Here is a 15,177-nt window from a genome sequence, read left to right on the forward strand (position 1 = left end):
GAAATCATGAACAAAACTACATTCATGGCTAAACCAGGCCAAGTAGAACGCAAATGGTACGTTGTTGACGCAACTGATGTACCTCTTGGACGCCTTTCAGCAGTTGTTGCTAGCGTACTTCGCGGAAAAAACAAACCAACATTCACACCACACACTGATACAGGTGACTTCGTAATCGTTATCAATGCTGAAAAAGTTAAATTGACTGGTAAAAAAGCAACTGATAAGATCTACTACACTCACTCAAACCACCCAGGTGGATTGAAACAAATCTCTGCTGGTGAACTTCGTTCTAAAAATGCAGTACGTTTGATCGAAAAATCAGTTAAAGGTATGCTTCCACACAATACTCTTGGCCGAGCTCAAGGTATGAAATTGAAAGTATTCGTTGGAGCTGAGCACACTCACGCTGCACAACAACCAGAAGTTCTTGATATTTCAGGACTTATCTAAGGAAAGGAACAATAAAGTATGTCACAAGCACAATATGCAGGTACTGGACGTCGTAAAAACGCTGTTGCACGCGTTCGCCTTGTTCCAGGAACTGGTAAAATCACTGTTAACAAAAAAGATGTTGAAGAGTACATCCCACACGCTGACCTTCGTCTTGTTATCAACCAACCATTCGCAGTTACTTCAACTGTAGGTTCATACGACGTTTTCGTTAACGTTGTTGGTGGTGGATACGCTGGTCAAGCAGGAGCTATCCGTCACGGTATCGCTCGTGCCCTTCTTCAAGTAGACCCAGACTTCCGCGATTCATTGAAACGCGCAGGACTTCTTACACGTGACTCACGTAAAGTTGAACGTAAGAAACCAGGTCTTAAGAAAGCTCGTAAAGCATCACAATTTAGTAAACGTTAATTCGAGAGAATTACTATACTTACAGAGAGCACCTTTCGAGGTGTTCTTTTTTATATTTTCATACTAAATTGGTGCAATCTGACAAAGTCAGTTGCCTCAGAACGTTAATCAATACGATACTATCAACGTTCACAAGCACTTCATGATTCACACTATGAGGTGTTTTTGATGATTTTTAGCACAATTCACACTATTGTTTCTTTGCATTCAACTCAAATTCTTCTGGTCAAATTATTAACAAATCTTCAAGAAGAGTGATTGGTGAAATAGGCTGTTTGAGGCTTTTATGCTAAACTAGTTTTAATGACAATCTTCTATTTCTAAAGCAACAATAGATCCGTAATTTGTTTTTAATTAAGGAGTTTGGGATTGTAAGAGGGAGATGATATATCTGAAGGAGTATCAATATGAAAAAACGTGCCTTGATTTTACTGGTTTTGTCCATTGTAGTATTTGGAGGAGGCGCATGGCTAGCACAGGAAACAAATCTATTTCTAAGTCCGCGAGCCAAGCAGTTGGCTTATTTAAAGGAGCATCAAAAAGAAATAGAAGATTTTGTAAAGTCTAAAAATTCAAAGATTGAATCTGTTCAAATTGATTGGAGACAGACACAATGGGATAAGGTAGGAAATGGTACACCTCAAGGAGGAGGAGATATTATTGATGTTTATGGAACGTTTAATAACATTGATAATTCTGGTTGGCATGTAATGATAATTGTAGATGATGGAAAAGTTGATTTAGCTTCGATGACATTAGTTAATGGCCTAGGCATTGGAGGGAAACCGTTTGAGTAATAGTAATTTAAAAACCTTTGATAATTTTTATTCAAATTTAACATCATTCATTCCCCACTGACTTCAAATACTTGCTAAAAGTATTTTTTTTTACATTCATGGTATAATATACTTAGATTCCGCTATATAGGAGGAAAGAGATGAAAAAACGTACTTTGGTTTGGCTAGTTATAGCCCTTGTAGTATTTGGAGGAGGCGCATGGATGGCACAGGAAACAAATCTATTTGGAGGAATAACTCTGAGCCCACGGGCTAAGCAGTTGGCTTATCTGAAGGAGCATGAAGAGGAAATGGCGAACTTCGTTAAATCTTGGAATTCAAAAGTTGAGAGTGTCCAATTTGATTGGGATAGTATGGAAGTTGGTCAGGTAGGAAATGGAACTCCTCAAGGCGGAGGTTATATGATGACAGTGAACGGTAGAATCAATAATAATAAGGATACTAAATTTACATTAGGTTTTCCACTAAAACGTAATTTAAATGAAATCCCTGAGAAACTTGTTATTATTCAAATGCAACCAATAAGAATTTTGAAAGGAAATTTATGGGATCTTTATGACTAACAGTAACTTAAAAACCTTTGATAATTTTTACTCAAATTTAATATTACTCATTCTCTACCAACTTAGAATACTTGCTAAAAGTATTTTTTTTTTACATTCATGATATAATATACTTAGATTCCGCTATATAGGAGGAAAGAGATGAAAAAACGTACTTTACTTTGGCTAGTTATAGCCCTTGTAGTATTTGGAGGAGGCGCATGGATGGCACAGAAAACAAATCTATTTGGAGGAATAACTCTGAGTCCACGGGCTAAGCAGTTGGCTTATCTGAAGGAGCATGAAGAGGAGATGGCGAACTTTATAAAGTCTAGAAATCCTAAAGTTGAAAGTGTCCAATTTGATTGGGATAGTATGAAAGTAGAAAATATAGGAAATGGTACCCCTCAAGGTGGGGGATATATTATAACATTGGATGGAAAAATAAATAACAATGAAGATACTGAATTTACAATTGGTTTCCCTATAGAATATAATAGCAATAGTATTCCCAATATTAAGAAAATTTCTGAAATGCAACCGATAAGAGTTTTGAAAGGCAACGTATGGGAGATTTATGACTAACAGTAATTTAAAAACCTTTGATAATTTTTATGCGGATTTAGCGCAATCGGCTTATATTGGTCGTCCCAATAATTTTCCACCTAAAAATAATTCAATAGAAGCAAGAGTGTTTGACTATTCAAAAGAAATAATTTATAACGAAGAAATCACCCCTGGAGGTAAACATCTACCCCATAATGGTAGAGTCTACTTGCAGCCGGATCCTGATTTGCGAGATACTTATAAAGTTACATCGATACCAGTTCCTGATGCGAATGGGATGAGGCAGGATATTCGTCACAAACGGTATCAAAAAGGACTCTTAACTGATGATGAAGCTGGTTTCAGTGCCTACTACTTAACGGATACGCCTACCTTGACTAATGATACTACGAAAACCTATATGACCATCCGCGGAAGTGATGCCATCAGTAAAGAAAATTGGAACGACTGGGTTGACAACGATGCTAAGTTCGCTCTCAATCATATCCATACGCCGCAAGCCAAGTTAGCGACAGTAGGAATGAAAACGAAGATCGCAGAGATGACTGAAAAAGCTCCGCAAGCTACGATGGACATCACAGGTCACTCCTTAGGGACCATTGTCTCTGCGCAAGGGGTAGCTGGCCTCAGTGATGAAGAACTGGAGAAAATCAGCAAAGTCGTCCTCTTTGACGGCCCGGACACGACAAAGAGTTTAAAGAAAATGGGACTCAGTGACGAGAAAATCAAAAAGATTAGCGAAAAAATCGAGTACTATGTCAATCCTTTTGATGTCGTGGGGATGCTTAATCGTGAGCATACCATTACCAAATTACCTGGGGATTCCGATGAACCACTTAAGAAACCCGTCGGTAAAGTCAATGTCCTTGTCCCCTTGCATTATACCCAGATTACTGATCCAGAAAGTTCCCATGACTTTGGTGTTTTCCAATCGGATGGAAAGGGAAATTTATTGACTGCGTCTGAGGATTTTCACCCAGAATTGCTCAGGGCAGGTGAAAAGCTAGCTCGACTGATAGCGACAACGTTGGATTCACTCCGGGCTTTAGGAGTCGATGAAAATGTAGCCTCAAATGTTTTAAATGCCATTATGAGGGGTGAGTTTAAAATAAAGGCAGCTATTGGTTATGCTGTTTACGAGAATTTTACAACTGAATATAGTAAAATTGTCGAAGAAGCTCGTCAGGAATCTATAAAGTGGGATCGAGAAGCTATTCCTCGTTATCAGGAACAACTGAGAAATGGTAATCTTACAGGAGAAAAGAGAATTTTGGTCCGAGCTCAGTTGCTTCAGACAGCAGCCCAGTTGGCAAATTTTGACATGGAAGACAAAGTTAAATCTGTGAAAACCTTACTTTCAGATGCTAAGGAAGATATTCAAAACATGATAAAAGAGACAAGACAGACAGCGTTTGACATGGTTGGATATTTGTCAAGCTCAGAAGTTACGAATCTGCTTTCTGGTTTTGATACAACAAGCTTTTGGGATGAAGGCGTTGCAAGTGACACGAAGACTGCAGCAACATCCTTCCTGACACAAATCGAGCAACTGGGGGAAAGCTTGGTTAAAGCTAGTGGTTCCTTTGAGACCATAGATACAGATAGTGCTGAAGATTTTAACAATCTATTGGCGGATGTAAAACAAACATGGAGGGGAAAAAATGTTAGTCCTAACGGATGAGGATACCTTAATTACAAGAGAGCAACTCGATAGAGGCTTCAAAGAAAGAATGAAGGAACAAGAACGCCAAGCAGTCAGGGCCTTGGTAACTGCAAAAGAGTTGTCAATCCTTGCTAAAGGAACTGAGTTAGCTAAAAAGTTGCAGGAAGCAGCCGCAGATATGCAAGAGTATGCTTCTAAGACCTATGTAAACAATATTAAGGGAGGATTTGAGGGCAAGGCCGCTGATGCTGCTGAAACTTACTTGACCCAGACCATGCAAACCCCTACTTTACAGAGTCCGATTAAAAGCTAGGAGAAAACTGGTCATGGATAAAAAGGAACTTCAGAAACTAGAGGATGAGCATAATCGTAAATTACGAGACTTAGAGCGTTTGGAGATGGATTTGGATGATGATTTCCACAAGTTTAGCAGGGAGACGGATCATCTCCTAGAGGCGCTTTCCTATGCATGTAGAGATAGTAGTTTTGCTGAAATTCAACCATATATCTTGGAGATAGAGAACAATTTGGATAACTATCATCAACTTTACAAGAGTCGTATAGAGAATGTGCTGGAAGCTCGCCATCAAGAGAATAAAAACTTTTATAGAAAGTTAGAAGAAAAGAACGTTTAACAAATATACCTTATCAAAGAAGGATGATGTGAGTTTGTTATTATAGATAAAAAAAGAAGTAATTATACAAGAAAAGTAGATAATTTAATCCTTCTTACTAGTTTTTAGATGGAAATAGCTCTTATTTTTTTATAAATAGAATAAAAAATGAATTTTAAACTTGCAATTAAAGCAAATTGTTGATATAATGAGGGAGTAAATTAATATAAAGGAGTTTCACATGGCTTTAATTCAATTAACAACAGAAGAATTGCGTACCTCTGCTCAAAAGTACACTCAAGGTTCTGAGGAAGTAAGACAAGTACTTCGTACATTGACTCAAGAGCAAAATACTATCCGAGACAACTGGAAAGGTGCTGCTTTTGAGAGCTTTGATCGCCAATTCACAGAATTGTCTCCAAAAATTGAGGAGTTTGCAACTTTGCTTGATGAGATCAATGCACAGTTGAACAAGGTTGCTGAAATTGTTGAACAAAACGACCAAGATCTTGCATCACAAATTTAATTTGTTATATAAGTGGCTTTAGGAGGGCGAGAGCCTTCCTATTTTTTATGACGGAGAAGATTTAAAGTAATATGAGGAAGAATAGAATTTTTAAATATATAGGAAGTAGTTTGTTAGCATTAGGATTGCTTGCATTGATTATTTTTTTGAATCTATCTGTTCAAAAAAATACAACGATTAGCAATGAAAATAATGCAAAGGCTAATCAGCAGACAAAATTAAATGTAGCTATCGTAAATGAAGATAAGCCTGTCTACGTAGATACAAAAGAATACAATCTAGGTGCTAGTTATGTAAAAAATATCGAGCGTGATAATTCACAAAATTGGTCTGTTGTCCCTCGTGGAGCAGCTGATTCTGGGTTAGAAAGTGGGAAATACCAACTCGTTTTAACAATTCCTAGTGACTTTTCTGAAAAAATACTCGATATTAACAGCATCAATGTTGATAAGACAACTATCAATTATAAGGTGAATGCGCAAGGAAATTTGCAAGTAGAAAATGATGCAAATAAACTAGCGAAAGATATTGTTTCTGATTTGAATGGTCAGTTAGTTGACATGTATATGGCTAGTATTTTGAACAACCTTTATACAGCACAAAAGAATGTTCAAGCTAGCTCACAGATACAAGCAACCAATATCGGAAACTATCGTACGAATTTATATAATACAGCTATCAACTCTAAAAATCTTTTCCCAACTCTCTATAGTATGTCTAGTTCCTCTGTTGACGCCAACACTGCTTTAAAGACAGGTTTGGAGGGCTACTCACAGATTTTTGGTCGTTTTGATGTTTCGCAGATTGCCTATGGCGAGAAGTTTGGAACTCTACTTAAGAATAGAGTAGATGAGAAGAAAAATCATGCGGATGTTATCACTGGGCTCATTTCTCAGAGTCGGGAAGACGTTAAGGGACAAATTGAAACCTATAAGGAATTAATTAAAGCTCAAGGTAGTCTGACTGCGAATATAGATGGAACACCAGCATCCACTGATGGAACGTCACCAGAAGTTGAGGCTTACTATAAAAAAGTAGCAGAAAGCATCAGCACAGAGATTGGTAGCTTACAGAAAAATCTAACAGATGAAAGAACCAAGTTTGAAAATCATAAAAATGATATTCATAACTTTATTGATGAGAAATTAGCCACTTACTATGGAACAAGTGAGAAGAGCAAAATCACTCTTGATCGATTTTTGGATAAAGCTGCAAACAAGGATTTAGAGAAGGTTGAGGAATCTCTAAAAGAGCAGCTGGCTTCTGCAATCTCAGAATTACCCAAAGAAGACTTTAGTGGAAAAGAATTTAGTGGTTTTGGTATGACACCAATCACAATTCCTTCTGTAAACTATACAGATTTAAAAACGATTAAAGAGCCAAGCGACGAGATTTCTTTGACGGACTTGAAGAATCTGGAACATCTGGCAATCACGAGTACGAGTGCTGTTGGACGAACAGGAACAAAGGCTAAGGTATCATGGAAGGCTGGAACAGGAGTGACGGTTCATTCGGTCACTTATGATGGCACACCAGTTGAGTTTGGTCAAGAAATTGATTTGAAGACGGGTGGGACTTTCAAAGTAGCCTATAGTGTTGCAGAGGCAGCTCCGACTCCAACTACAAGTTCAACGGGGGCTTCAAGCCCAACTCCAAAAGCGGAGCCAAAGACTGTTGATATTTCCTTGAATGATGTTCAAGCAGTCAGTGCTCCGATAGATGTCTTAGCCGTTCAGCAAGCAGCAGTGACTTATGGACAAAAGGTTCAGAAAATAGCTTCTGACTACCAAAAGGTGGAAGCACTCAGACAAGCATACAATACTGTCAAAGAGTTACGAAATAGTGATGTAACAGATGCTTTATCAAATATTTGGCTTGAAGCTATTAGTTCAAACCTGAAGAAGTATGAAGACAGTCTGACTGCACCTGCTAGCGATACAGATACAGAGGGTACTAAAGAGAAAGTAGATAAAGCCTTGTCAAAACTGACTACTCTCAAGCCTGTTCTAGAAAAAAATGTGAAGGATGTTTTGACTACCAACCAAGAATTGAATACAAAAATCAATGAACAGTTAGAGTTGTACAAGAAGTTGGAAGAAAATCTAAAGGATTTGGTTGAGAAGCAAGGGAAAGGCAATGATGCTTTTGAAGAGACTAATAATCAATTGGCTACCCTAAATTCGGATTATGCAGCTCTCTTGTCAGAAACTACGGGTGTGAAGGAATCTTCTCAAAGTAATGTCAAAGCTGCAGAGTCTGTGAATGAGACTTTAGGTAATTTCAATCGTGAATTGTCAAACGCTCAAACAAGTACTGAAAAGTTGTCACAAGATGCTGACTCCTTGATGACGCAGTTTAACGAAGAATTAACTAACAATGGAAACTTTGTAGAATCCTTTGTGAAGGTTCTGAATAATGCCTATCAAAATGGGGTACCAAATGAAGTGTTGTTGAACTTCTTATCCAATCCTGTTACCCAAAATGCTACTTCAGTGAAAGCGACTGTCAATGTTTACCGTCCATTTACATGGATTTTACTATTGGAGATTGTTAGTCTCTTTACAGCCTATCTGTTTGCAACTCAAAACGTTATTCGCAAAGTCAAAGATAAGTTCAAACTTGATAAGTTACATGATACAGACTTGATGACGGTAACCATCCTATCTGCTTTAAGTATCGTTGTCGGATTGGTAGTTGGTGTTGTATCAAGTGTTCAGCTACAGGTTGGTCGTGAATATCAACCATCTTGGGTTCTATTAATTGTTTTAGCCGCATTTGTACTGATTCAAGGACAATATCTATTGCTTAAACATTTCCGAGTGATTGGTATGGGACTCTCCTTCTTTATGATGATTAGCTTTGTCTACCTATCAAATGCTATTGGGACAACAGCAAGTCTAACTGGTTTCCCAGCATTTATCAAAAATCTCAATGCGTTATCAATATTAGAAGGTTTGCTTTCAGGATACTTTGATGGACATCCAGCAGCAATTATCGCTTTTGTTGCAACGATTGTTGTCATAGCTGTTTTACTTGTTATAAATATTTTTATCAGAGAAAGTAGTTTGTGGTTTCAAGCAAGCCAAGCTGAGAAAGAATAGAAAATAGAAATATGAAGAAAATCATTCTTTTCCTTCTTACCTTAGTAACATGTGCAGCAGTCTCTGGGGCTGCTGCAGATGATTTGAAGGATAACAGTCTGCAGATTGATGATTCCCGACTTGAAAAGAAAGAGGGATTGAAATTTGGTCTACAGTCTGAACAAACCAAGGAGCTTTTTAATGAAGCAACTCAAAAGAGGTTGCAGGACATGCAACAGCATCAAGAGGAACAGTTGATCACAGAAAGGGGCCAACTGTTTTCTGCTATACAGAGACCAGTGAAAAAATCTTCTGAAGAACAGTTGTTTCAGCCCAATGCTCAAAAAACAATTAAATTTCAAACAAATATAGGCCATGTAGAAAAAGGTGGTCTGAATGACTTTCTTCCAGAGATATTCTATGTGGTGTTGATTTTCTTGCTTTTTGGAGCAACGGCAGTAATGAGTTATCGTGTGATGGTAGAAGGGATGGACTAAGTTTTTAACTAGTCTGTCTAAATAACTTAGAAAAGGATAAACCAGGCATAGGAGGCGTGTAAAAGGTGGAGCAACATATCAATATTACCCTACGTTTGAGAGAAAGAGATGTGGATATTCGCATCCCACGGCGAATTGAAGTGCGCCGGCTGGTGCGAGAAGTGGATACGATTTTTAATCCAGGTATCAAGCGAAAAAAATATCAATTAAGAATTGTCAATAAAGGTTTGTTGATTGATGAAGGGAAACATCTGTCTGATTATCCTATGACGACAGGAGATTTAGTAGAAATTGAGGAGATATAGGTGGCTGAAGAAAAATTTGAATTTGGTGGACAGTCGTTTGTCTATGAAAAAAATGAAACAAACTGGGAATTAAAACTCAAACGTTCAGATGTTGCGAGTCAAGATTTACGGGAACTCTTACTATTGGATTTGCATCATCCATTCTTTTTGGAGCAATCGATGGTATCTGATGAGGATAGTGTCACCTTCTCCTATCAAGTCGAAGCTTATGGACTGACTTATGAGGAAATAAAGGAACGTACCATTTCGGAAAGAATCCGTTTGGCCCTAAACGTTTTTCGTCTAGAGGGCGCCTTGGAGTTACCTGTGACTTTCCTTTTGCACCCAGTAAATCTCTTTATTACCAAGGATGCTCAGGCTAAGATTGCTTATCGCGGAATTCCTGGTCTGATGGTTCCTCAATCAATATCCTCAGAAGATTTTTTACGCCAGGCTAAATGTTTTACAGTAACACTATTTAGCGATTTGGATTTCATGGATCTTTATAATGGTTCCTTGGAATTAGAGACCTTGCCCGACTTCTTAAATGACCTATGTCAGGCAGATGATATAGAGGCTGCAGTAGCTGTTTTGGAGAAGTACTACACGGAGAAGGCTGCGAAAGAACGGGCAGATTTGGTCTTGGTTCCAAGTAGACGCCATCGTGTCTTTAAACTGGCAACGATTTGGTTAACAGCCAGCGTTGTCTTGTTGATCGTTCCACTTATCTATCTGATTTTTGTGCAAAATCCTTTCAAAGAAAAGATGTTGCAGGCAGATACTGCCTTTATTAAAGTGGATTATAGTGGTGTTATTACAGAATTAGAGAGAATTGATCCAGCTAGCTTGCCGAATACGCAAAAGTATGAGTTGGCTTACTCTTATATTCAGGGGTTGGAATTTTCTTCTGAACAAAAGAAAGTCATCTTGAACAACGTAACACTCAAGTCAGATGAGCTTTATTTGACTTACTGGATCCAGGTTGGGCGCAATCGTTTTGAAGAGGCTCTTGATATTGCGAAACGGATTAACGACAGTGACTTGATTCTCTACGCTTTGACTCAGGAAATCAAGCAGGTTCGAGAAGATGGCAACTTGTCAGGAAAAGACCGTGAAAGTAAGTTGAATACTTTGGAAAGCGAGTATAAGAAATACTGGGATAGTCGAAGTGAGCTACTAACGAGTGAATCAAGCTCCAATGCTTCTACAACTCCTAATCCGCAAGACAAGGCTTCTGAAAGCAAACCGTCATCTGAGAAGAAACCTGTTCCAAGTAGCTCCTCTAGCAATTAAAGTAGACCAAGGAGAGAAATTATGAAAAAACAAATCATTTTCTACAGCCAAGGTCTGCGTTATGAAGTAGAACTGGGTGTAGATAAGACGGTCTTGATCGGGGCGACTGAAAAGGCCCAAGTCTACCTTTATCAACAGGAAAGACCGATTCAGCTCAAGGTCGATGGTGACGAGGTCTTTTATCAGTACGACGATGAAGTGGGACTCTTGAAAGATGGTCTGCGTTTGGGTGAGGTCGTCTTTTATCTCCGAGAAGGGGAGCCAAGGGTTTATGACCTTTTGGATTTATCAGAGTTTCAGATTGGCTCTCAAAAAGGTGCATTGATCACACTAGATGGAGATGTTGAACTCTTACTCCAAAAATCCCAAAATCAATGGAAGCTAACTCGACTAAAAGGCGCATTTTATCGAAACAATCATCTGGAACAAATGGACCAGCAATTGATTGGTTTTGGAGATGAGTTGAGTCTAGGGGCGGTGACGATCAAGTTCTATCCAGATGAAGTATGGGTCCAGGGTCCTGCCCAAGTTGGGCCACAACTGACTCTGAGAGAACCATCTCGATATGGTTTTTATGAAGATTATCCAGATTATCATCGTTCTCCACGGATCATCTATCGTGGTAGCGAGGATAAAATCTTGATTAATCCCCCAGGCCAGGAACCGGTTAAACCGAGCGATGAACTGTTAAAGCTGATCGTTCCTCCTCTGATGATGGTCGGAGTAACCGTCTTAATCACCTTGATTCAACCTCGAGGGATCTATATTCTTGCGACAGTAGGGATGTCCATAACCACAATGATTTTTTCTATCCGTGGTTTTATCAAAAATCGTAAAAAGTATAAGGCTGATAAGAAGGAACGGGTCGATCTCTATCGTCTTTACCTGAAAGATAAGGTCAAGGAATTGACTCGTCTGGAACGAGAACAAAAAGAAGGGATGCACTATCATTTTCCAACGATTTTAGAGTTGACGGACTTGGTTGAGAGTTACAATCACCGGATTTATGAAAAGACTCCCTTGCATTTTGACTTTTTATACTATCGCTTGGGACTTGGGAAAATGCCGACTAGCTATGACTTGAAATACGGTCAACAGGAGCGTAGTGGTAAGAAGGATGCTCTAGAAGAAGAGGGTTACGCTCTCTATAGTCGTCACAAAAAGATCCCAGATATGCCAATCCCGGCAAACCTCAGCCATGGACCAGTGGGTTATATTGGACCTAGAAATCTCGTCCTAGAGCAACTGCAGCTTTTGGTGATGCAGCTAGCGACTTTCCATTCTTATCATGATGTGCAGTTTATTACGATCCTGCCTGAAGAGGAAAAAGAGCAATGGTCTTGGATGCGTTGGCTTCCTCATGCCAAACTGCAAGAACTCAATGTTCGCGGTTTTGTCTACAATCAACGAACACGGGACCAAGTTCTGAATAGTTTGAACCAAATCTTGAAACTACGCCGTAGTCAAAAGGAAGAAGCAACCCACAAGGAGAGCACCCTCTTCCATCCCCATTACGTGGTTCTAGTGACCGATGAAAAGTTGATTTTGGATCATATCATCATGGAGTTCTTTACCGAAGATCCAACGGAATTAGGCTGCTCTCTCATCTTTGTAGAGGATGTCATGAGTTCCTTGTCTGAGAACATCCAGACAGTGATCAATATCAAGGACCGTAATACAGGCCAACTGGTCATGGAAGAAGGAGTTTTGAAAGAGACGGATTTCCGTTTGGACCATTTCCCAGCAGATTATGACAAGGAGCGGATCGCCCGTACCTTGGCACCGCTCAATCACCTCCAAAATCTTAAGAGTTCCATCCCAGATTCTGTGACCTTTATGGAAATGTATGGGGCGGAGACCTTTGAGGATTTGCAGGTATCGAGCCGTTGGAAAAAGAACGCACCTTACAAGAGTTTGGCTGTGCCAATTGGTCTGCGTGGTCAGGATGACCTGGTTCAGCTCAATCTACATGAAAAAGCCCATGGACCTCATGGTTTGATCGCAGGGACGACTGGTTCAGGGAAGTCGGAAACTATCCAATCCTATATCCTATCCCTCGCTGTTAACTTCCACCCTCATGATGTGGCTTTCTTGCTGATTGACTATAAGGGTGGTGGGATGGCCAATCTCTTTAAAAACCTGCCTCACCTCTTGGGGACGATTACCAACTTGGATGGTGCCCAATCTATGCGGGCTCTGGCTTCGATTAATGCGGAGATCCATCGTCGTGAACGACTCTTTGGAGAGTTCGAAGTCAACCATATCAATCAATACCAGAAGAAATTTAAAAACGGAGAAGCGACAGAACCGCTCCCTCACCTCTTTCTCATCTCAGATGAGTTCGCAGAGCTCAAGGTCAACCAGCCAGACTTTATCAAGGAGCTGGTATCCATCGCGCGTGTCGGACGTTCCCTCGGGGTCCACTTGATCCTAGCTACTCAGAAACCATCTGGTGTGGTGGATGACCAGATCTGGTCTAACTCACGCTTCAAGATCGCCCTTAAGGTGGCAGACCGTTCGGACTCCAATGAAATGCTTCATACACCGGACGCGGCCGAGATTACCCAGACAGGACGTGCCTATCTACAGGTCGGGAATAACGAAGTCTATGAGCTCTTCCAGTCAGCCTGGTCAGGGGCAGATTACCAGCCGGACAAGGACGATATGGGGATTGAGGACCACACCATCTACCTTATCAATGAATTGGGCCAATATGAGATCTTGAATGAAGACCTATCGGGCTTAGAAGATGTGGATGAGATCAAGGAAGTTCCGACAGAGTTGGATGCGATAGTGCACCATATCCAGCTCTTGTGTGAAGAACAAGAGATTCCTCCAGTACCACAGCCATGGTTGCCACCGCTCAAAGAGCGAATCGCACTAGACGAACTGGAAGAAGTGCAACCGACAGTAGCCTGGGGACAAGAGAAACCACTCTCTGTCCTCTTGGGGATGGCGGATATCCCGCAGGCCCAGAAGCAGGAAGCTGTCTCTATCAATCTCTCCAAGGATGGTCATATCCTCCTTTATGGAAGTCCGGGTACAGGAAAGACCACCTTCCTTCAGACTGCTGGTATGGACTTGGCTCGTAAATTCAGTCCCAAGGCCCTTACCATGTACTTGATGGACTTTGGTACTAATGGTTTGGCTCCATTGTCCAAGCTTCCACAGGTGGCGGATACCATGCTTTTGGACCAAACGGAGAAAATCTCTAAGTTTGTACGAATCATGGAGCGCGAACTCAACCGTCGTAAGAAACTCCTTGCGGACTATGGTGTTGGGACCTTAGACCTCTACCGTCAGGCCAGTGGTCAGGAAGAGCCGGCTATCGTCATCCTCTTAGATAGCTATGAAGCCTTCAAGGAAGAAGCCTATGAGGCGGAACTCTTCAAGCTCTTGGTGCGTATCTCTCGTGAAGGTCTCAGTATCGGGGTTCACCTCTTGATGACAGCCGGTCGTCAAACCAACCTTCGTGCTCAGCTCTACTCGAACTTCAAGCACCAGTTGAGCCTGCCACAAAATGAGGCAGGTGAAGTGCGGGCAATCGTGGGCTCTACACCACTTGCTATGACTATGGAAGATATCAAGGGACGTGCCCTTATGAAGCGTGAAGAGGTGGATGTCATCCAGCTGGCACTCCCAGTTTATGGAGCCAATGACACCCAAGTTCTCAACAACCTACGTCAGGAAGTCGCTTCCCTCCAAGAAGCCTGGACCGGCCAGCGCCCAAGTGCCATCCCGATGGTGCCAGAGGAGTTGACGATGGAAGTATTTCTCAATCTGCCTACAACTCAAGAAGCGATTCAAAATCATGCATTACCGATTGCAATTAGTTGCGAGGAAGCTGAGATTATCCCAATTAATCTATCTACATTAAAAAATATTGTAGTTTTATCAGAAGGTAAGCAATCTCTTCAGTATACAATTTGTCATCTAGTTAGTGTAATTAATCACTGTCTAGACAATGGTCATGTATTGTTAGTAGACTCTAACGAAGAGTATTCATTCTTAAAAGAAAAAGCAAATGCATATATTTCAGGAGAAGAAATCTTAGATCTATTTAATAATCTTGATAAGGAGATAACAAACAGGAAAGAAACTCCAAAAGATGTTCAAACTTTCATCGTTATACCGGATTTGGCTTCTTTTGTTGAAAAAGTTTCTATATCTGAAGATGATTTTTATCAATTGTATATTAATGCTTATAAATACGGTCTGCACTTTATTACTGCGGGTTCAAAATCGGTATTCTTTAAGGTAAATCCTGTGATTAAAGGCATTAAGGAAAATATTACAACAGCAGTTATTGCTATGCGTTTATATGATCAATCAATTGTGGAACACAATTCAAATAATCGAGAGAAAAAATTAGAGTGGGATCAAGCCTATATTTATGATAAAGGAAGAACTCAAAAAGTAAAATTAATCAAACAAGAAATCGAGGAATAAA

At 40.1% G+C, this 15,177-nt stretch carries 14 protein-coding genes; all 14 read left to right on the top strand.

All coding sequences use genetic code 11. The features are described 5' to 3' along the window. The first annotated feature begins 6 nt into the window (after positions 1 to 6). The 14 genes from rplM (at position 7) to essC (ending at position 15,176) form a co-directional block, all read left to right on the top strand. Positions 7 to 453 (top strand): 50S ribosomal protein L13, encoded by a 447-nt coding sequence (gene rplM, locus A6J84_RS09175; protein ID WP_001044624.1) that lies wholly within the window; start codon positions 7 to 9, stop codon positions 451 to 453. An 18-nt stretch (positions 454 to 471) separates the two neighbouring features. Then, a complete protein-coding gene (gene rpsI, locus A6J84_RS09180; protein WP_000075969.1) occupies positions 472 to 864 on the top strand; it encodes a 30S ribosomal protein S9 in 393 nt (130 codons plus the stop codon). Positions 865 to 1,271: 407 nt separating this feature from the next. After that, complete coding sequence (locus A6J84_RS09185) at positions 1,272 to 1,661, top strand: hypothetical protein (RefSeq protein ID WP_000745394.1); 390 nt, start codon at positions 1,272 to 1,274, stop codon at positions 1,659 to 1,661. 140 nt (positions 1,662 to 1,801) lie between these two features. Beyond that, positions 1,802 to 2,224, top strand: a complete 423-nt coding sequence (locus A6J84_RS09190) for a hypothetical protein (protein ID WP_000747477.1) — start codon at positions 1,802 to 1,804, stop codon at positions 2,222 to 2,224. A 141-nt stretch (positions 2,225 to 2,365) separates the two neighbouring features. Beyond that, positions 2,366 to 2,788, top strand: coding sequence for a hypothetical protein (locus tag A6J84_RS09195; protein WP_000747465.1), 423 nt, complete (start codon positions 2,366 to 2,368; stop codon positions 2,786 to 2,788). Then, positions 2,781 to 4,451 carry a cutinase family protein gene (locus A6J84_RS09200; RefSeq protein ID WP_000185207.1) on the top strand — a complete coding sequence of 557 codons (1,671 nt, stop codon included), beginning with the start codon at positions 2,781 to 2,783 and terminating at the stop codon, positions 4,449 to 4,451. Before A6J84_RS09195 ends, A6J84_RS09200 begins: the two co-directional genes overlap by 8 nt. After that, positions 4,432 to 4,746: a hypothetical protein gene (locus A6J84_RS09205; protein WP_000960729.1), complete on the top strand. Its 315-nt coding sequence runs from the start codon at positions 4,432 to 4,434 to the stop codon at positions 4,744 to 4,746. The genes A6J84_RS09200 and A6J84_RS09205 overlap by 20 nt, the downstream gene beginning before the upstream one ends. Positions 4,747 to 4,759: 13 nt before the next feature. Beyond that, positions 4,760 to 5,068, top strand: coding sequence for a hypothetical protein (locus tag A6J84_RS09210; RefSeq protein WP_000358233.1), 309 nt, complete (start codon positions 4,760 to 4,762; stop codon positions 5,066 to 5,068). 220 nt (positions 5,069 to 5,288) lie between these two features. Then, entirely contained in the window at positions 5,289 to 5,573 is a 285-nt protein-coding gene (locus A6J84_RS09215) for a WXG100 family type VII secretion target (protein ID WP_001173991.1), read from the top strand. 71 nt (positions 5,574 to 5,644) lie between these two features. After that, on the top strand, positions 5,645 to 8,674 hold the full coding sequence (gene esaA, locus A6J84_RS09220; RefSeq protein ID WP_025172950.1) for a type VII secretion protein EsaA: 3,030 nt from the start codon (positions 5,645 to 5,647) through the stop codon (positions 8,672 to 8,674). 11 nt (positions 8,675 to 8,685) lie between these two features. Next, a complete protein-coding gene (essA, locus tag A6J84_RS09225; RefSeq protein WP_000720508.1) occupies positions 8,686 to 9,150 on the top strand; it encodes a type VII secretion protein EssA in 465 nt (154 codons plus the stop codon). A 65-nt stretch (positions 9,151 to 9,215) separates the two neighbouring features. Then, entirely contained in the window at positions 9,216 to 9,455 is a 240-nt protein-coding gene (locus A6J84_RS09230; protein ID WP_000434883.1) for an EsaB/YukD family protein, read from the top strand. Further along, positions 9,456 to 10,727: a type VII secretion protein EssB gene (gene essB, locus A6J84_RS09235; RefSeq protein WP_000796950.1), complete on the top strand. Its 1,272-nt coding sequence runs from the start codon at positions 9,456 to 9,458 to the stop codon at positions 10,725 to 10,727. It abuts the gene before it with no gap. 21 nt (positions 10,728 to 10,748) lie between these two features. Beyond that, entirely contained in the window at positions 10,749 to 15,176 is a 4,428-nt protein-coding gene (gene essC, locus A6J84_RS09240; protein WP_095726426.1) for a type VII secretion protein EssC, read from the top strand. Position 15,177: the final 1 nt, after the last annotated feature.

The organism is Streptococcus sp. FDAARGOS_256, from assembly GCF_002289235.2.
GTDB lineage: Bacteria > Bacillota > Bacilli > Lactobacillales > Streptococcaceae > Streptococcus.

What these genes read in the sequence shown, in the direction of transcription:
- rplM (WP_001044624.1), top strand. Translation starts at nt 7, where the DNA reads ATGAACAAAACTACATTCATGGCTAAACCAGGCCAAGTAGAACGCAAA.
- rpsI (WP_000075969.1), top strand. Translation starts at nt 472, where the DNA reads ATGTCACAAGCACAATATGCAGGTACTGGACGTCGTAAAAACGCTGTT.
- A6J84_RS09185 (WP_000745394.1), top strand. Translation starts at nt 1,272, where the DNA reads ATGAAAAAACGTGCCTTGATTTTACTGGTTTTGTCCATTGTAGTATTT.
- A6J84_RS09190 (WP_000747477.1), top strand. Translation starts at nt 1,802, where the DNA reads ATGAAAAAACGTACTTTGGTTTGGCTAGTTATAGCCCTTGTAGTATTT.
- A6J84_RS09195 (WP_000747465.1), top strand. Translation starts at nt 2,366, where the DNA reads ATGAAAAAACGTACTTTACTTTGGCTAGTTATAGCCCTTGTAGTATTT.
- A6J84_RS09200 (WP_000185207.1), top strand. Translation starts at nt 2,781, where the DNA reads ATGACTAACAGTAATTTAAAAACCTTTGATAATTTTTATGCGGATTTA.
- A6J84_RS09205 (WP_000960729.1), top strand. Translation starts at nt 4,432, where the DNA reads ATGTTAGTCCTAACGGATGAGGATACCTTAATTACAAGAGAGCAACTC.
- A6J84_RS09210 (WP_000358233.1), top strand. Translation starts at nt 4,760, where the DNA reads ATGGATAAAAAGGAACTTCAGAAACTAGAGGATGAGCATAATCGTAAA.
- A6J84_RS09215 (WP_001173991.1), top strand. Translation starts at nt 5,289, where the DNA reads ATGGCTTTAATTCAATTAACAACAGAAGAATTGCGTACCTCTGCTCAA.
- esaA (WP_025172950.1), top strand. Translation starts at nt 5,645, where the DNA reads ATGAGGAAGAATAGAATTTTTAAATATATAGGAAGTAGTTTGTTAGCA.
- essA (WP_000720508.1), top strand. Translation starts at nt 8,686, where the DNA reads ATGAAGAAAATCATTCTTTTCCTTCTTACCTTAGTAACATGTGCAGCA.
- essC (WP_095726426.1), top strand. Translation starts at nt 10,749, where the DNA reads ATGAAAAAACAAATCATTTTCTACAGCCAAGGTCTGCGTTATGAAGTA.